The sequence below is a fragment of the Streptococcus suis genome, from assembly GCF_002964045.1.
GTDB lineage: Bacteria > Bacillota > Bacilli > Lactobacillales > Streptococcaceae > Streptococcus > Streptococcus suis_U.
This window is the reverse complement of sequence record NZ_POPB01000368.1, coordinates 1-16,730: the sequence shown is the minus strand read 5'-3', so window position 1 is coordinate 16,730 and position 16,730 is coordinate 1. Positions and strand designations below refer to the sequence as shown.

Sequence of the window (16,730 nt, the reverse complement as noted above, 5' to 3'; positions counted from 1 at the left end):
ACAAAAAAACACAAAAGATATGCTAACATTTATTCATTTTGTTAGCATATCCTTTTTTTATTTCGTCGTATAAGCAAAACTCAAGCTACTATCCACTCCAGATAATTTACGGAAGGTGTAGTTGGGATTGCCATTGTAGTTGGTTTCGGAGATAAGGAAGGAGCCATCTGGGTAGACTTTTTCGACGAAAGCCACATGTCCGTATTCTGTTGGTGTACCATGTCCTCCTCCCGCAAAGGAAAGGATAGCTCCTTCTTGTGGACTTGTCCCTATCTCCCCACCGAGACTTGCGGCTGTTCGTACCCAATCTTGGCCATTGCCCATGGTACTGATAATTGGAATCTTCTCACCGTTTTTACCTTTGAGTTTTAGCCCCAGTTGGTTGATACGGGCTGCGACTCCCCAAGTACATTGGCCGAAAGCGTAACCCATCCCGTCACCACCTCCTGGAATAGAGTTTTCAAAAAGGTCTCCTCGTACAGCTTCAAGTGCTTTTGGATCACTTTGTGCTGTCCCACCGTTGGGTTGACTAAAGCCTTTTTCAATTTGGTAATACCACTCACTTGCCCGTGTCTGACGCTCAAGTAGCTTATCCCCTGAATTTCCTTCCCAGTAAATGAGGAAGAGTTGGGCAAGACTAGCTGGACTTCCTGAATTTTTGAAGAAATCTTTTAACCAGTTGGTGTAATAAGGACTGTCCCCATGCAACATGAAATCCAGTTGTAACTCTAAGTCATACCACTTTTGATGTTTTCCTTTGGCATATTCCAACAATAAAGTATGTCTGCGTGACCCATCCGCGGTATCTGTCCATTGGCCTAAGCCTAAACCACGTTTGAGAATATTTGGGTAACGTCCATTGTATATAGTTGGACCATTAAGTGAGAGCCAGCCCTCATCATCCCACGAACTATCAGTCGCACCAACTGGCGGAGATAAATAGTCGCCTTCAGCTCGTTTTGGATTAATGGAAGATTCTACCGACCAATTTCCTAAAATAGCTGCTATAGCTTGATTTGTCGCACCTTTGCTTTTAAGATAGTCATAAATTGCCTTGGCTCTCTCGAACTCATCGCCGCCAAACTGACCGATAGTTGGAAGAATGGTGGTCTGAACCTGGATTACTTTTGGAAAGTAGAAAGCTGGATTGACATAGACCAACTTATCCGTATCATCATCAACCTTTTGATAGGTGACTTTTAGACCCGTTCCGTCTTTGGTCTGACCAATAATATCTCCTGCCAAGACATGTTGATGTTCACTCACTCGGCCTGAATGAATGCCAAACAAGGTTAGTTTAGTCTTATTCACTCCCTTACCAGATGTCAAAACAACGTTCTCTCCATCAAGAGATACCTTGCCATCCATCGGAGCTACAATGACTTGACCTTCTTTCGCTTCTAAGATGATATGGTGATGCAGCGTTGGTTTCTCATCAATGACCTCATACCCATATCGGTAGGTCATGCTTAAGCTATCCTCGTCAGTCTGTCCCTGAAAGGGATTGTCCAATTCTTGAAGGGCAAAATAATTGCCTTCTTCGGTCAATTCCTTTAGCTCTTCTTGGTCCTCATCAGACAGCTTGTAAGCAGGTTCTTTATACAAGTCAGACATGGATTTAATAGAGTCACCACCGTTTAAGTCCGTCCAGACTTGACTGAGAAATGCTTTATAAGTCGCACCACCTGTTTCCATGAAATCGTCAAGCTTGTAGTCTTGGTATTGATGATTCATGTAAACCATGACCTCATCAATTTTGGTGTAGTAGGCAATCCCTTTTTCATTGGTTCTCGTATGCTCCGCATCTTCCCACGTCATGTAGGTATAGGCCTTGGACAACTCCATCTCATCTTGTTGAATGACACTACTACCTGAAACACTCATGAAAAAGCTCATCATCAAAAGGAGTATCAAGAGAATGCCTGAGACAATCCAAGTCAAAGGATTTCCCGCAATGACAGAAAAGAAAGTCATACTTCCCTTAATGGCTTGGACGATTCCTTTGAAACCTGCGACACTTTGTTTTCTGACATGCTTTAAAAAGGTTTGGTAGCGTCTTCTTGGTTTAAGAGGTTTCTGGCGTGTGAATCTTTTTCCCTTTTTGAAGTTTTGGAATCGTTCCTTTCCATGAGAAAATTTTGTTTTGGTAAACCGCACACCAGTCTGTCCACTTTTTACTGCCACCTTACCTGCTTGAAAGGTAAACATTCCATAGCGTCTGGCTTTCAAACTAGTATCCTTCATGGTTCTTAGACCATCTAAATCATCCTCCTGTGCTACCAGGTCAAGCGATTCGGATGCAGCTAAGCCTAATCCAACTTTGAATTTGGTAGAGTTTTTCTTAGTCTTTTGGACTTTCTTGAGTTGTTTAACCTCACGCTTGGCAGAACTTACGTCTTTTTCTGCAATTAGTCGATCAAATGATTTTTCTTGGTGAAACTGAAAGCGAGACTCCAGGGAAGGATTTTCTTTTTGGAAAGTAAACTTGCGATTAACTACCTGTTGTTTCTCACTTAGTTTCACTTCTGACAGATGTTTTCTTGCTGTCCGCAAACGTTCTTGAGCTTGCGGAAGTCGATAGTTCTTGATTTCCTTTACCTTCAACAGTCTAGGAGAAACATAGGTAATTTCCTTTATGAACTTCTCTTCTGCTTCCTTTTGGCTACTGAGTAGATTTCCTTTTAACTCTGTTTTCTTTTCCTGAAACAGAGAATTTTTGGCTGATTTTCGAAATCTTCCTTTTTTAGGAACAGTCTGTTTTGAGGTCCTAACTTCTTTACGATAATGCATACGAGCTGATTTTAAGTTGCTTCGAAAGTTTTGCCTGGCCTGTTTGACTACCTTTTTATCCTGTTTCATCTCATGTCCTCATTTTTTCAGGGTCCGTACTCATGATGTCAAAGAGCTTGGTGTGTTGTGGAATCTTATTTTTGAATGGAACAACGGTGGAACCGGCCTTAATTAAGCCTGCCCCTTTTTCAGGATTGACCAAGTATTTCTCCAGCTCTTTAGAAAGTCCAAGCATATGTACCAATTCTTCGCGATCGCTCTTGGCCTGTTTTAAAAGAATCATAAACTCGCTATTGGCAATAATGCGTCTACCATTGGCATCCAAAAGAAGAGTTTCTACATTCTGAGTAATGCCTGTCGGTATCGCCCCATACTTACGGACACGACTCCAAAGTTTAAAGAAGAAATCAGAGGCATATTTGTCCAATAAGAGTAGCTGCATTTCATCAAAGTAAATCCAGGTCTTCTTCCCTAGTTTTTGATTTTTCACCACACGATTCCAAATCTGGTCAAAGATAACCATGAGGGCAATCTGTTTTAATTCATCGCCTAACTTTTTGACATTGTAAATCAGGAAATGACTGTCTGTTTTAATATTGGTCCGATGTGAAAATATGTCCAGCGACCCTTCCACATAGAGTTCCATATCGAGTGCCAAGTCCTTAGCTTCCTGTTCAGGTTGTTGAGATAAGACAAAGACCCATTCGACCAAGGATGGTGTGTCAAAATGCTTATAGGTGAGTCGTGTCACACGGTCAATCAAGGACTTCTCACGACCATCCATTTTGCGGTCCAAGAGCTTTCCAATCCAAGACAAGAGAAATTCGGACTTAACCTTAACCGGATCCTCATCCATATTCTCATCTGATAGATCTAAGACATTTAAGAAGGTAGTGGAATCTGGAGCAATATCAATACTCTCTCCACCAAAGGCTTGACCGATAATACTGTACTCATTTTCTGGGTCAACAATAATAATTTCAGTATCACTATCTGCTTCCTTGAGCTTAGTTGAGATGATTTCATGTTTTGTCGCCATCCCTTTTCCAGCTCCAGAAGTCCCTAAAATCAAACCTGACGGAGTATTTAACTTACCACGGTCAATACTGATGATATTGCTTGAGATTTGATTGATGCCATAAAATTTCCCACCCTTGTCCTGAATATCTACGGAAGTCCAAGGGGCATTCACGGCAATGTTTGAAGTCAATAGAGACCGAGAAACACCTTCAAGATAGTTCTTCCCAAATGGCAAGAGACTATTAAAAGCAGCTTCTTGCATATAGATCAAGTTATCGATAATCATATCATTAGACCCTGCCACTTGCTTGATAATATCAAGAGATTGTTTGAGTTGGTCTTCAGTATACGCCAGCACGCCAATTAGAAATACGGTGTCAAACAGTTTATCTCCTGTTTGGGTCATGATTTGAAGAAGAGCTTCTGCTTCATCGATGTTGTTTTCAAGAACATGGCCGACCTTCTCCAAATAGATGCCAGTCCGAGCCATCTTTTGTTGTTCCCCAATTTTTTGTGATTCCATCAAGGTCTTCTTGGTTCGTAGCTTGGTCATGGTTTCAGACTTGGTAGAGCCTTTGGCATGTAGGCTCATCATCACTTCCAAATCTGACTGCATGAGGTCACGAATAAATTTATCCCCTAGCTCCATACCATAGTCACGAACATAGACAATCTGTAATAATCTATCGTCCAATTCAATATGATTCTTATGTTTAAAGGATAGGTAAGTTGGGGCAATAAAGTGTTTGGTGGATTGACCTGACAGGGTTAAATCCTTGTAAGAGAACGGTAAATGATTTTCACCTCGTAACATATCCGCAAGGACATTCACTCGCTCCTCTCCACCAAGTAAACCAAGAGATACATCAATCTCTGAAAAGCCACTCTTGAAATATTCCCCAATCTGTGACAGAGAACGAAAAGCTAGTTTTGGTGTTTGGTCGCTCTTGCCAAATAAAAGAAACTTGATAGCTGAAAAGTTGTTCTCACCCGCCTCTAAGTTGGCATCCATCATGCGATTCAATTCATCACGATAAGCATCAAACCCATCTTCCTGTAAGGGATAGAGAATACTCTTACGGAATTTTTCCAGATTGACCTTTTGATTGAAAATGGTCAGTTGGAAATTGGTCTTATCATCCAGTGAATTGATTAAATCGGAATATTTCTCAACAATAGCTCCCTTATCATCTAAGCCAACTGTTTGGTAATTGACATCTCCTAAGAGATATGTTTGTGAGAAATAGCTTGGGCTGACCTGCATAAGGCCATTCTGAAAAAGCCCTTGATAGGCTAACGTATTTACGGTAGAAGGTCTGATCTCCTGCTTCTGCGTTTTCGTCTTTTGCTTTTTGTCATTAGAAGAGGTCTTTGGTTTCATTAAGTGTTTTAATTTTTTCACGTTGGTCTCCTTTTCTTCCAGTAAATGTACGATCTGGTACTGTTAGTTCATAATGAAAACGGTACTTGAGGTAGGTTTCAAATGGTAAATCATTAGGGCGATAGACCCCAAATAACATGAGTGGAATGGTAAAGCTAAAAACAAAACCATAGACAAACCAATCCCCAAATTGCCAATAAAATAGGTTCAAGCCCAGTACCAAAATGGTTAGGGCGACAGCTGGAAATACAAAAATAACCTGTCTAGTTGTAAATCCTAGCCATGCCCTGTGTTGAACCTTTGAGATATCCTTAAAGACACGAGTGTTCATAAATGTTCTCCAATCTAAGTAAGCTATAAAAAGAGGAAGCGAGATAATGACTCCCTTCCTCCTACATCCCCAAAATACTTCGGGCGGTTCGTTGACTGCCAACTAAGGCAATGATTAACAATATAGCCTGTACCAAGCCACCAAACATAATGGCGAGTGATTCCATCACTCCAGCTCCATTTGATACGGCAATCTTTCCAGCCGATTCAAACAAGGGGACAAGAGATACAATTAGAAAAATCAAAATACCTTGAACGGCATAGACCATGATGTTTTTAAGGTAACCAATCCCAACACTTCTCCAGTCATCACTAAGGAAGGTCGGAATGGTAACAGGGGCAAAAGGAATCATCAGATAGAGTTGGATAAAGCGAATGGTAATCAAGATATTGACAACCATGATGCTGGCCATTCGTACCAACCAAATGAGAATCGCAAAAAAGCCAATAATCATTTTTCCTACAATCCCAGATCCCTTAATGCCTGAGATGGTATCATAATTAGCACCACCATTCGTGACAAGACTTGCCACTTGTTCAATAACATAAGAGGCAATGGCAATAATGGCTTCCACAATAACCGTCGTATTGGTAATCACGACCGCGACCATGATGTAGCTGACAATCATAGGTGCCATGGCTTCAAAGGTCATTGCACCACCTGAGTTTGCAATTTTCTTGGCCATTTTTGAAAATTCGAGTACGAGAACAACCGCAAGAATAGCTACTCCCAAGGGTTGCATAATCCCCTTGGTAATGGCTGTCATGTAAGACCACACCGTCGGATTAAAGTCCGCTAGTGACTTAACCAAGTTGGCGGTTGATTCTAAATCCACTTGAAACCCTTCAAAAAGGCTGTCGCTAGATACTTTTTCAGAGGCTAGAAATACAAAAGGTGACGTAAAATTCATTATCATGTCATGTGCTGTCCTCCCCTAAATGGTAATCTGAGTCACAAAAGCACCAGCGGCTCCCACCATGACCCCACCAACAATTTCTAGAATAGCATTTCGGACACCTGGCCCACCATCTTTAATGTTGGTTGAAAGGTTGATAATGCCCATGACAACAAGAAAGGCTCCTACTGCAATTAAGCCTTTTTGTAATAGAGACATGGCTTGGGAGAACATGGAGCTAGCGTCCACTCCGTAAACAAAGCCTGATAGTTTTTGATTCATATAATTCCTCATTTCTATTAATGTAGTGTCGTTTCTGTGCTTAAATCCCTTATTTTATGGCCTGACAATTCTAGCTCTTCCTCAGCGGTTAGGGGATTGATGCGATAGTGCCACCAGCGTTCATCGGTTTCCTTATCCGCAAGCCATTTCCAATTCTTATGTTTGGGTGGAAAATATTTCTTGGTTCGAAAAACAGGAACCCCTGCAATGCGTACAAGGCACTCATCTCGTTTCATATTCCCGACTTCATCAGCCGTCATCAAGTCACTGGCAATTTTCTGGTGAGAGGTAGAACTTGAGCCAGTCTGCCCAAAAGAACGACTGGTACTTCTGACATCAATGGTTTGTTTGCCTAATAGACCACTCATAAATTTGAAAGTTTCCTCGTCATTTCCACCCAAATAGAGGAGGCTATCACAGTTTCCCAGAATAGTTTTCCAAGCCTCTTTTTCCTTATAAAGTCCTTGGAGTTGGGCGATATTTTGTAAGATTGGAACTAGACTCATGTTCCTAGAGCGAACTGTTGAGGTTTGTTCAGCAAAGTCTGGGATTTCTCCGACATTCGCAAACTCATCCAGATAGCTTCTAACATGAATAGGCAGTTGCCCTTTAAAGTCAACATCAGCCTGTCTGGTCAAGGTGGAGAAAACCGTAGAGAAAAATAAAGCAGATAGGAAACGAAAGGTCGTATCATTGTCTGGAATAACAAGATAGACCATGGTCTTTTGAGTGCCCCACGTTTTCAAATCCATAGTGTCTCTTTGCGTCAAATCAATCACCGATTGGATATTAAAGAGGGCAAATTTAGCTGTTGTGACCGCAATCACCGAATCCAAGGTCTTATCCTTATAGTTTTGAAAATCTGCCCAGTTTCTCATGGTAAAGTTCTCGTGACCGTATTTTTTAGCATAATCTTCAAACAGGACTTCAAGAACACTTTTGTCCTGATTGTCTCCCTTTGATAAGAGTTTGATGAGTTTCCCAATCTCAGAAAAGGCTGGATAACGGCCACGCTTACGTCTTGCTTCCTGCTCTTGCTTGGAACTTCCTGGTGGATTGTAAAAATCTACCAAATAAGAGGCAATAGCTCTCACCAATGTCATGGAAGCCTCGTCCCAAAATGGATCACTGCGAGAACCAGATCCACGGGTATTGTTAAAATAGACCGTTAACATGCGGTTCAAATCATTCTCTGTTTCTACATAACGAAAGGGATTAAAACCGTCCGAATTGGTCATATTAACCAAGTCTAAAACCTTGACCTGATAACCGTTTTCTAAAAAGAGTTTACCTGTCTTCTCAGCCAAATGGTCTTTAGGATCTACGACAATATTGGAACAATTAAGTTGGATAAGGTTGGGTTTCACAAAGCGAAAGGTCTTACCTGCCCCAGAACCCCCAATGACAATCAAATTTTTATTTCGGTCAAACTGGGGTTTCTTCTTTTCCAACAAGGTTAGACGAACATCACGAGCCAAAATCGTGTCATTTAAAGGATTCTTACTGTAAAAGTTCCACTTTTCCTTACTGGTTCCAAATCGTGCAGAACCGTATTCTTCCCCTTCTCGATACACCTTTTGTCCTGTCGATACATAAAGATAGACTAATGTCATCGTTAGAACCCCAAGGATAAAGGCAAGAAGAGATTTTTGAGTAAAGGAAAATAGCCATAAAGGATTGAAGACTTGATTTAGCCCCTCTCCTAAGAGGTAGGCAAAACGTTCCATAGGTGGGGCATTGGTTAAACTATCATAGAGCAGGGTTAGACGATGGCAGAAATAACCAAAGGCGAGACCCAAGAGTCCAAAGACTAAAGCTTTTCGTCTTGAATACATTACAAGGTCACCTCCTTGGTTTTGACTGCCGAAGGTTCTGTCACTCTAATTTTCTCTTTGGCCAGTTCTATCTCTTGGTCCAAGGTTTTATCAAAGGTTAAACCTTCTAGCTTCTCTGGATTAGACATCAGTTTCTTCAACAATTCATCCAAGTGATGATCGAGCAAGGTCTTATCCTTGGCATAAAAGTAGAGATAGTCTTTTTGCCAACTAATTGCGATTGGCAGTTTTTCTGACTCCATCAACTCCTTAAATTTCTCCACATCGATTGGCTTATCTAGAATGTCTTTACTAACATCAATCGCTTCAATGACGTAAGGGCTTTGAAGGAGTTCTTCCAGTTTTTGAACCCCAATCTTATAAGCTGAATCTTGAGCCAAGGCTTGCCTAGCCGACCACTCTAAGAGCTTTAAGAGGGTTCTAACTGTCAATAAACTACTTCTTTCCACGTATTGCATCGCTTGACGTTCTTGTTGTTCAGATGACATGGTGACCTCCTCTTTTTTCGATTCCCTATCAAACATAAGGTGCTTCCATAATACGGAAGCACTCTTGATTTTGGTATCACAAGAAAGTTACGACATAAGCCAAACTATTCCAAAGTAAATGTAAGGCGATTGCCGTCATACAATCAGTTTTCAATCGAACAGCAGCCAAAGTCAAGCCAAGACAGCTATACATGAGCCAACTCCCTAACTGAATGGGGCTATGAGCTAGAACAAAGAGAAAACTAGTCACTCCTATTTGTACAAAAGGGAATGTCAATTTTTCCCACAGCAGTTGCCTATAAACAATCTCTTCAAGGAGACTTGCATTGACCAGAAACAATAAAAAGATAATAGGAGGAACCTGTTTTCCTACTTGTACCAATACCGCTTGATTCTTAGTCTGAACTGGAAATAGGAAACTGATGAAGACTGCAAAAGCAACCATAGACACAAAACCAAGAAGCAGCCATCTTAGACGATTTCTTAAGGTTATATTTTTTGCTTGAAGAGTTTTATGACGGGCAATCTCTAAGCAAGTCACACTTAATAGGACCAATTGTAGCAAGACTATACCCTCAATCGTCATATACTCTTGTAGGTATAAACTTAATAGAAAACCGTTAAGCTGTATGGCTAGATAAAACAACACTATCCTTATCATTGTCACCTCTTGAATAAATCTTCATAATCAATATCTAAGACTAGAACGATTCGCTCAACCCATCTAGTTTGTGGCATCAGACGATTGGATTTGTAATGCCGTAATTTTTGATAGAGGCGATTAAACTCACTTGGATAAACATATTGACCTTTGAATACTTTGCGAGCTAGTTCTGCCCAAGTGAGGTCTTTTTCTGCCAGAATAATTTCTAAATTATCCCAAAATCGTTCATTCATCTTCGCACCTACCCTGTCACCTGTTTCATCAGACTGGCCTGAAACAGCTCTTCTTTTACCTGTCTGGGAAGAAAGGTTCGCACTTCGTCTAGCCCAATAGCTGGATAGACGTGATTCTGACAAACAATGAGAGGCAGACGAAGATTCTGGTCTGGCTTTTGGAGAATAAGCTGAATCATTTCATTCAAACTTATCGAATATTGACGCTTAAAGCGAAGAAATCGTGGCGACAATAACTCAAAACAATCCATTGTTTTGGCAAAGAGTGACAGTAAGATTTCACGGTTTACATCACACGCTTTTATACAACGATAAGTCACACCATAGGTCGTCAAAATGGTTAGTAAATCTTGATTTGTATTGGCATTATTTCCTAGATATACCTCAAGCATAGGCACCTCCTTATAGGGTTAGGCTATTTTCAACTGTTGGTTCAGGAGTTGAGAAATAGCGACTCATATCAATGGGCATCCGTCCTTCATCAAAGCACTTGACCGTCACTAAAGTCGTTAAAATGCCATCCTTTCCTCTAGCAGAATAATTTTCACCAAAGGCACGAAAGGCCAGATGATTGTCTTTCGTCAAGAGAGTATCTACACCATTTTTAATATCCCTAGTATCCATAAAATCCGAAATCTGATGAAGATTGGATTCGTAGAAAAGAGGATCATTCATCTCTTTGTGGTAATCATCTTCAAAAGTCACCTCAAAGTCACAATCAAAATTGGGGAGCGACAGTATCTTTTGTAATAACTGATTGGTTTCAACTTGGTGAATACGTTCTTCTAATTCAGTACAATCTAGGATACTTTTCTTATGTAGTAGGTTCATGTTTTTCTTCCTCTTCCGTTCTTCTAAATTCTCTGGCAATGGCTTCAATAACTGTGACAGTCACGCTATTGCCGGCCTGTTTGTATAGTTGGCTCTTACTAGAAACACTCTCTGCTCTTTCATAAGCCCAGTCAGGAAAGCCTTGAAGTCTGAAACACTCTCTTGGTGTCAGTCGTCTGATTCTCAGGCGATAAAGTTTCCCCTCTAAGACAATGCCTGTGACTTCATACCACTTATCCTGTCGATATTCCAGAGCAGCAACCACCACTCCCATATTGTCTGAAGTTGTCAAGGTATTGGATATTCCCTTTCCCACTCGTCCCCTACGTTTGGTTGAGGCTGGATAAGCCAGATTGACAGAGTCTCCAAGAGTTGCCTTTGCGTACCCTTTTTTTGTGGCTTCCTTGATTTTCAGAAATGGCAGCTCCTCCCTCAGCAAAATCTTTGGCACCTTATCTCCACCCTGCATGGTGGTCAAGGTTGGTGACAAACCAGAAGTGTCGAATACTCTTCCAGTCTGGTCAAAGCTAGTCGGCAGATTTCCTGCGACAACAACTCCGTGTTTGTCTTGACTGGTCAAAGTAAACATAGGGTCTTGATTGTCCTTAAATCGACGACCATGTTGCCGTTTTTCTAGTCTATCTGGTGTTAAAACTGGAATGGCGATTTTTGCCCCCTCTCCTTTACCTCTTGTTAGTGTAGGAGCAAGTCCATTCGTCAGATAGACTTCACCATTCAAACCACGTTTAGAGGGATTGATATTTCCTAGCCTTTCAAGATGAGCTGGGCTGTTTTCTCTTCTGAGAGGAAATATGAATCTGGAACGGTATCTTCTAGAATGTCCGATAATAAAGACCCGCTCTCTGTTTTGCGGGACTTGGAAGTCCTTACTGTTAAGCACCTGCCATTCGACATCATACCCCAATTCATCCAACGTGGAGAGGATTGTGGCGAACGTCCGTCCCTCGTCGTGATTGAGTAGGCCTTTGACGTTTTCCAAAAATAGAAAACGTGGTTGGATTTGTTTGGCCGCTCGAGCAATCTCAAAAAAGAGAGTCCCTCGAGTATCTTCAAATCCCAATCGTCTGCCTGCGAGTGAAAATGCTTGGCAAGGAAATCCCCCGCAGATGATGTCCACTTGCCCTCTAAATTGTCTAAAGTCATGGTCTGTGACCTCTTTAATGTCATGGTATTCTATTTCCCCTTCTGTGTTAAACATAGCTTTATAAGATGTTCTGGCGAATTTATCAATTTCACAAAAGCCCAGGCATTTATGACCCTGTGATTCCATCCCTAGCCTAAAACCACCTATCCCAGCAAATAAATCTAAAAATTTCATTTTTCCTCTCTTTCCAACTAAAAAAGAGCCTTACACATGTAAAACTCTTGCCTATATATGATCATCCATATCTGGTGCACGGATGATTTCAACAATCAAAATGATGATAGAAATCAGATAGATTCCGCCTAGTATCCACCAAATCAACTTAATCACCTCCCTTTACTTCTTGTCGTCTCAGTTGCTTGGTCCACTCTGACAGCACACCATTAAATACGTATTCAGCTATTACTTCCGCTGACCGAGCAAATCGCATATGTTCCAAAGCATACTGATAACGGTCACTAAAATAAATCATGGCATAGTCACTAGCTGACTGAGATAGCCCCGACTGTCTTAACTGGTCATGAACCAAACCCCAAATATAATCTCGATCGTACTTGGTCACGCCATCGACTTTTGAAGTAAAGTTCTCTTCTTGTTTCTCATCTACTTGCTGCCTCTCCTCCTCGTCCTCAATAAGGAAACCACTCCCTTTAGTTTCACTATATTTAGTCTCACTTCCTTCAGTCTCACTAGGGGCTGAATTTAAGACCGGCCCCGTCTTTCTTTGAGACCCCCCTAGTGTTTTTTTAACACTAGCCCCGTCTGTATGTAAGACTGGGGTAGTTTCATGTTCTAATTCCCCCAAGTAAATTTTATTTGCCATACGACCTTTTTCACTAGAGGACTGTTGGACTTCATCAATTAAGCCATATTCGCGTAAGGTTTTCTTGATAGAGAGTAGTTTTGACTTTGAACAGCCTAAAAGTGCCATCAGATTTGAATTGGAATAAATCAAATAAATAGCCCCATCCTCATCAATCCAGCCCTTACTCAAAGATAACTCCAACCGATCCTTTAAAACCGCGTAGGCTACCTTAACCTCCAGCTTCATATCCTTATAACGTTCACTCTCAAACAAAATTTTAGGGAGTTTATAATAACGCTCTGATGTTTGATACTGATTAGCGGTAATACGTTTCATGATTATCCCTCCAAGACTAAAAGTCCAACATTTCCGAATTCATCAAATCGGATTAAACCTACTTGTTCCAATTCATCAACCAGATGAGTTGCTTTCTCAATATCAACTCCTAAAATAGCCACGAGATGGCACATCACGATTTGGCGTGATGATTGTTCCTTCTTTTTCATGAATTCCTCCTGAAAATAAAAAAACGAGAACACTTAGTAAAATGTTCTCGCTGAACTATTATTTTTTATGACGTATCTATTTTTTGTCTACGCAGTCGACATCCAAACAGACATTCACATCAATGTACTTTTTTTGAACCTTTTTTATGTCAAAATCACTCTTTTCAATAAAGACAAAATGCTTGAAAAAGTGCTTAAAATAAAGGATTTTTACCCGTTGCTTCGTTGTAGCAACACTACGCACTCCACATGGCTCGAGAGGACAGAATGAATGTCATATAAGTGTGTCCGTTCTCGGAAACATATCCACTGCGTTTTTGGCACTATCGGTAGACGGGAACATATCCACCAATCGTACCGTTTACGAAAAGGGCACTCTTACTAGGAGCGCCCTCAATAATAAACATTAATGTAATCAATAGTCTTTTTTCTTTACTGGAATCCAGATTTCGCTTCGATACTTTGGATTTCCAGTGTCTGGACTCTCATTCCATAAAATTTCAGGACCTTCAACCGCCTCGTATCCTGAAGATGGAAACCACTCTGAGTATATCCTACCCCACACATTTTGAAGTGTTTCCGGAAATGGTCCAATCGATTCAAATACAGCCCAGGTACTAGCATCAATTTTTAATACATCAAAATCTGCAGTTTCATTACTTGATGTTGCTACCCCGATGTAATGATCTAATTCTCCTTTCTCTTCCATTCTACCTTCTGAAAAATTAGTGGAAGCACTAATAATACCTGTAGGTTCTACATTTGAAATTGCTTTTAATTGATTAATAACATCCATGGTTAAAAGTTCAGTCATTTTTGCAATCTCTGGATTGACACCTTCAAAAATAATTGGAACTCTCTTCTTAAATCCTACTAACTTAAAAGGTCCTTTCTCAACAATACGATAGTTCATTTCGCATCCTCCTTTAATTGATAATTGAAAGGTCATTCGAGGATAAGCTTTTAATTGTGTATTCTCACTCCTTGCCTCAGAAGGGAGAATGCCATGCAGAGAATGAAAAGCACGGGAAAATGAATCAGCCGAATTATAGCCATATTTGACGGCTACATCAATTATTCTCAAATCCCTATCTTTCAAATCAAGTGCAGCCAACGTCAGTCTTCTTCTCCGAATATATTCTGATAAACTTATGCCTGCTAAAAAAGAAAACATCCGCTTGAAATGATACTCTGAACAATATGCGATTTTAGATACTTCAATATAATCAATTTCCTCTGTTAAGTGCTCTTCAATATACTCCAATGCATTATTCATACTTCTTAAAGAATCCATCAAACAACCTCCTTTCATCATCAATATTATCAGAGGATGCATTTATCCATCCGACAATCTGTGCACAGTATTGTCGATTCCCTTACATGTAATTAGTATCGTTAAACTAAATTTATCTTTGGGATGTTTACAACAGGAATCCTTTACTTTTCTTCAGTGTATCTTTCTTGCTGCAAAAATTCCTTTGCTTCGCTAAGGCATAAATCCCAATGACTCTTTCTTCAAAGTCAGCTTCATCTAGCCTTGCATTGCTATCTTCTCTTATTCGTTCCAACAGTTCACTTCCAAATCCAGAAAGGGAATCTTTAATAGAACGTGCCGTATCTTTTCCTCCTCTAAATTCTAATTAAATCGGAATTTGTCAGTTACTTGTATTCACTCGGTACAGGAATATTAAATCTCTCGCACAATAGTTTTACATCATGCATATCATTTTCATCATGCTCATAGCCCAGATGAAATAACACTTGATTTTCAGCATCGATACATCTTACCGTTTTATCGCCTATTTTCCCAATGCCGCTAAAGACTTCTGGAGGATATGCTTCTCCCTCAAAAACAATGTATCCTTGTTCGTTGAATTTAAATATATGAAGATCAATTATCCTACCTTTACTATCCTTATAAACCGTATGAGATGTGGTGGTATATGCTTCGATAACTTCAGCAAAGCCATATTCTTTTAATATTTCAATAAACTTTTTACCATTACTTTCTTCCACAAATAAATCAATATCGTTGTGTACTCTTGTTTCTTCTTCTAATAGAGCATCTACTCCCCAACCACCATCTATCCAAATGTTAATATCATTTTCTTCAGCATATGTTATTATCTCAATGGCATCAGTTTTACTTACCATGTAATCCCTCCGTTCAAATTAAATCTATAAGTGATAAATCTCAAAGCTATTTCTCCTAATAATATAATGTCTATTGTTCCAATCAAAGCTAAAGATGAAGCTTGCCTTCTTTAGCTCGCAATAATTAGAGCTAAATCGAGATTCCAGCACCCCCTAGATTTAAGTTCCCTTTTGTGCCGTGGTAGAAAGGCCCCAAGTCTAGGAATTTTTCATGAATTGCTCTAACCCTGCTTTGGATGTTAACATTTCAAGATTATTAAATATTTCCTCTTCGCTCCAGTTCCACCATTGTAGCTTTAGCAAGAATTCAATCTTTTCGTCACTAAAGCGTTTTTTGATAAACTTAGCTGGATTCCCACCATATATTGTATATGGCTCAACACTTTTCACTACTGTTGAATTAGCGGCAATAATCGCACCATCACCAATTTTAATACCCGGCATAATGGTAACATTTTGACCTATCCATACATCATTGCCAATCACTGTATCTCCCTTAAAAGGAAGTTGTTCAATTGTAGGAGTCACCTTTTCCCATCCATGGCCAAAGATATTAAAGGGATAGGTTGTAATTCCATCCATTCTATGATTTGCACCATTCATAATAAACTTAACACCCTCTGCAATTGCACAGAACTTTCCTATTATAAGTTTATCCCCTAGAAATTCGTAATGGTGCTCTATATTATCATAAAATTTCTCCGGTGTTTTTTTATTATCGCTATAATAGGTATATTCCCCAATCTCCACATTGGGTCTTTTAGGTAGATTGCTTATAAAACAAACCGTCTTTATATTTTCATTTGGATAAAGTTTTTTCTTATCTGGTCCTATCATAAAATATTAGCTCCTTTAATCTTTAATTACTTCATTACCTTGGCATTGTAGGACTTTCTATCTTTCGTTTTGATTCCTTTTACCAGGGTTTCTTTTCCCTCCAGTAATTCTTTTACATTCGTTTTGGTTAGTTTTTTCTTTCTAAAATGTTCAGCTAAAGTAAACTTACATTCAGGATAATTTGAACAACCATAAAACGATTTTTTTAATACAATATTGTTGCCACACTTAGGACATTTTCCTACAAGGGGTCCCGAGCGCTTAGTGGGAATTTGTACCCCTTATCGATACAAATTCCCCGTAGGCGCTAGGGACCTCTTTAGCTTCTTGGAAGCTGTCAGTAGTATATCTAATAATTTATCTCCATTCCCTTTAGTAACGTGTAACTTTCCAAATTTAAAAAAGCGACTCATAGAATTATTTCCTCCCGTTAAATAATAGATAACTATTAAAAATAGACAATACTTGCTCATAAGTAACGGTACTTAAATTGTTTACTTTGGCGTGTTTCAT

Annotated in this window: 17 protein-coding genes and 2 pseudogenes; all 19 read right to left on the bottom strand. The window is 39.8% G+C overall.

Features of this window, described 5'->3' with window-relative positions:
- Window positions 1-57: 57 nt before the first annotated feature.
- Window positions 58-2,859, bottom strand: a complete 2,802-nt coding sequence (locus C1E99_RS09170) for a phage tail tip lysozyme (protein WP_105207352.1) — start codon at window positions 2,857-2,859, stop codon at window positions 58-60.
- Window position 2,860: 1 nt separating this feature from the next.
- Window positions 2,861-5,212: a VirB4-like conjugal transfer ATPase, CD1110 family gene (locus C1E99_RS09165; protein ID WP_193441802.1), complete on the bottom strand. Its 2,352-nt coding sequence runs from the start codon at window positions 5,210-5,212 to the stop codon at window positions 2,861-2,863.
- Window positions 5,169-5,522: a PrgI family protein gene (locus C1E99_RS09160; RefSeq protein ID WP_001097579.1), complete on the bottom strand. Its 354-nt coding sequence runs from the start codon at window positions 5,520-5,522 to the stop codon at window positions 5,169-5,171. The genes C1E99_RS09165 and C1E99_RS09160 overlap by 44 nt, the downstream gene beginning before the upstream one ends.
- A gap of 61 nt (window positions 5,523-5,583) precedes the next feature.
- Window positions 5,584-6,438, bottom strand: a complete 855-nt coding sequence (locus tag C1E99_RS09155) for a conjugal transfer protein TrbL (RefSeq protein ID WP_014636634.1) — start codon at window positions 6,436-6,438, stop codon at window positions 5,584-5,586.
- A gap of 18 nt (window positions 6,439-6,456) precedes the next feature.
- Window positions 6,457-6,699 (bottom strand): hypothetical protein, encoded by a 243-nt coding sequence (locus tag C1E99_RS09150; protein ID WP_001072171.1) that lies wholly within the window; start codon window positions 6,697-6,699, stop codon window positions 6,457-6,459.
- Between the two features lie 17 nt (window positions 6,700-6,716).
- A complete protein-coding gene (locus C1E99_RS09145) occupies window positions 6,717-8,534 on the bottom strand; it encodes a VirD4-like conjugal transfer protein, CD1115 family (RefSeq protein ID WP_105207350.1) in 1,818 nt (605 codons plus the stop codon).
- Window positions 8,534-9,022: a hypothetical protein gene (locus C1E99_RS09140; protein WP_000093698.1), complete on the bottom strand. Its 489-nt coding sequence runs from the start codon at window positions 9,020-9,022 to the stop codon at window positions 8,534-8,536. The genes C1E99_RS09145 and C1E99_RS09140 overlap by 1 nt, the downstream gene beginning before the upstream one ends.
- 76 nt (window positions 9,023-9,098) lie before the next feature.
- Window positions 9,099-9,683, bottom strand: coding sequence for a CPBP family intramembrane glutamic endopeptidase (locus C1E99_RS09135; protein WP_105207349.1), 585 nt, complete (start codon window positions 9,681-9,683; stop codon window positions 9,099-9,101).
- 2 nt (window positions 9,684-9,685) lie between these two features.
- On the bottom strand, window positions 9,686-9,919 hold the full coding sequence (locus tag C1E99_RS09130; protein WP_001005705.1) for a hypothetical protein: 234 nt from the start codon (window positions 9,917-9,919) through the stop codon (window positions 9,686-9,688).
- 8 nt (window positions 9,920-9,927) lie between these two features.
- Complete coding sequence (locus tag C1E99_RS09125) at window positions 9,928-10,311, bottom strand: hypothetical protein (RefSeq protein ID WP_002935121.1); 384 nt, start codon at window positions 10,309-10,311, stop codon at window positions 9,928-9,930.
- A gap of 10 nt (window positions 10,312-10,321) precedes the next feature.
- Window positions 10,322-10,750 carry a hypothetical protein gene (locus tag C1E99_RS09120; RefSeq protein ID WP_105207348.1) on the bottom strand — a complete coding sequence of 143 codons (429 nt, stop codon included), beginning with the start codon at window positions 10,748-10,750 and terminating at the stop codon, window positions 10,322-10,324.
- The gene (dcm, locus tag C1E99_RS09115) at window positions 10,734-12,089 is read right to left on the bottom strand and encodes a DNA (cytosine-5-)-methyltransferase (RefSeq protein ID WP_105207347.1); all 1,356 of its coding nucleotides are present in this window, start codon (window positions 12,087-12,089) and stop codon (window positions 10,734-10,736) included. Before dcm ends, C1E99_RS09120 begins: the two co-directional genes overlap by 17 nt.
- A gap of 148 nt (window positions 12,090-12,237) precedes the next feature.
- Window positions 12,238-13,056 (bottom strand): replication initiator protein A, encoded by an 819-nt coding sequence (locus C1E99_RS09105; RefSeq protein ID WP_105207346.1) that lies wholly within the window; start codon window positions 13,054-13,056, stop codon window positions 12,238-12,240.
- Between the two features lie 2 nt (window positions 13,057-13,058).
- The gene (locus C1E99_RS14980) at window positions 13,059-13,226 is read right to left on the bottom strand and encodes a hypothetical protein (RefSeq protein WP_044474380.1); all 168 of its coding nucleotides are present in this window, start codon (window positions 13,224-13,226) and stop codon (window positions 13,059-13,061) included.
- Window positions 13,227-13,641: 415 nt separating this feature from the next.
- Window positions 13,642-14,520: an AraC family transcriptional regulator gene (locus tag C1E99_RS09095; RefSeq protein ID WP_024411461.1), complete on the bottom strand. Its 879-nt coding sequence runs from the start codon at window positions 14,518-14,520 to the stop codon at window positions 13,642-13,644.
- Between the two features lie 365 nt (window positions 14,521-14,885).
- Window positions 14,886-15,380: a nucleotidyltransferase domain-containing protein gene (locus C1E99_RS09090; protein ID WP_024411462.1), complete on the bottom strand. Its 495-nt coding sequence runs from the start codon at window positions 15,378-15,380 to the stop codon at window positions 14,886-14,888.
- 198 nt (window positions 15,381-15,578) lie between these two features.
- A complete protein-coding gene (locus C1E99_RS09085) occupies window positions 15,579-16,217 on the bottom strand; it encodes a Vat family streptogramin A O-acetyltransferase (protein ID WP_024411463.1) in 639 nt (212 codons plus the stop codon).
- 26 nt (window positions 16,218-16,243) lie between these two features.
- Window positions 16,244-16,465, bottom strand: a pseudogene (locus C1E99_RS09080) (topoisomerase DNA-binding C4 zinc finger domain-containing protein); the annotation flags it as partial.
- 169 nt (window positions 16,466-16,634) lie between these two features.
- Window positions 16,635-16,730, bottom strand: a pseudogene (locus C1E99_RS09070) (23S rRNA (adenine(2058)-N(6))-methyltransferase Erm(B)); the annotation flags it as partial.

What these genes read in the sequence shown, in the direction of transcription:
- C1E99_RS09170 (WP_105207352.1), bottom strand. Translation starts at nt 2,859, where the DNA reads ATGAAACAGGATAAAAAGGTAGTCAAACAGGCCAGGCAAAACTTTCGA.
- C1E99_RS09160 (WP_001097579.1), bottom strand. Translation starts at nt 5,522, where the DNA reads ATGAACACTCGTGTCTTTAAGGATATCTCAAAGGTTCAACACAGGGCA.
- C1E99_RS09155 (WP_014636634.1), bottom strand. Translation starts at nt 6,438, where the DNA reads ATGATAATGAATTTTACGTCACCTTTTGTATTTCTAGCCTCTGAAAAA.
- C1E99_RS09150 (WP_001072171.1), bottom strand. Translation starts at nt 6,699, where the DNA reads ATGAATCAAAAACTATCAGGCTTTGTTTACGGAGTGGACGCTAGCTCC.
- C1E99_RS09145 (WP_105207350.1), bottom strand. Translation starts at nt 8,534, where the DNA reads ATGTATTCAAGACGAAAAGCTTTAGTCTTTGGACTCTTGGGTCTCGCC.
- C1E99_RS09140 (WP_000093698.1), bottom strand. Translation starts at nt 9,022, where the DNA reads ATGTCATCTGAACAACAAGAACGTCAAGCGATGCAATACGTGGAAAGA.
- C1E99_RS09135 (WP_105207349.1), bottom strand. Translation starts at nt 9,683, where the DNA reads ATGATAAGGATAGTGTTGTTTTATCTAGCCATACAGCTTAACGGTTTT.
- C1E99_RS09130 (WP_001005705.1), bottom strand. Translation starts at nt 9,919, where the DNA reads ATGAATGAACGATTTTGGGATAATTTAGAAATTATTCTGGCAGAAAAA.
- C1E99_RS09125 (WP_002935121.1), bottom strand. Translation starts at nt 10,311, where the DNA reads ATGCTTGAGGTATATCTAGGAAATAATGCCAATACAAATCAAGATTTA.
- C1E99_RS09120 (WP_105207348.1), bottom strand. Translation starts at nt 10,750, where the DNA reads ATGAACCTACTACATAAGAAAAGTATCCTAGATTGTACTGAATTAGAA.
- dcm (WP_105207347.1), bottom strand. Translation starts at nt 12,089, where the DNA reads ATGAAATTTTTAGATTTATTTGCTGGGATAGGTGGTTTTAGGCTAGGG.
- C1E99_RS09105 (WP_105207346.1), bottom strand. Translation starts at nt 13,056, where the DNA reads ATGAAACGTATTACCGCTAATCAGTATCAAACATCAGAGCGTTATTAT.
- C1E99_RS14980 (WP_044474380.1), bottom strand. Translation starts at nt 13,226, where the DNA reads ATGAAAAAGAAGGAACAATCATCACGCCAAATCGTGATGTGCCATCTC.
- C1E99_RS09095 (WP_024411461.1), bottom strand. Translation starts at nt 14,520, where the DNA reads ATGGATTCTTTAAGAAGTATGAATAATGCATTGGAGTATATTGAAGAG.
- C1E99_RS09090 (WP_024411462.1), bottom strand. Translation starts at nt 15,380, where the DNA reads ATGGTAAGTAAAACTGATGCCATTGAGATAATAACATATGCTGAAGAA.
- C1E99_RS09085 (WP_024411463.1), bottom strand. Translation starts at nt 16,217, where the DNA reads ATGATAGGACCAGATAAGAAAAAACTTTATCCAAATGAAAATATAAAG.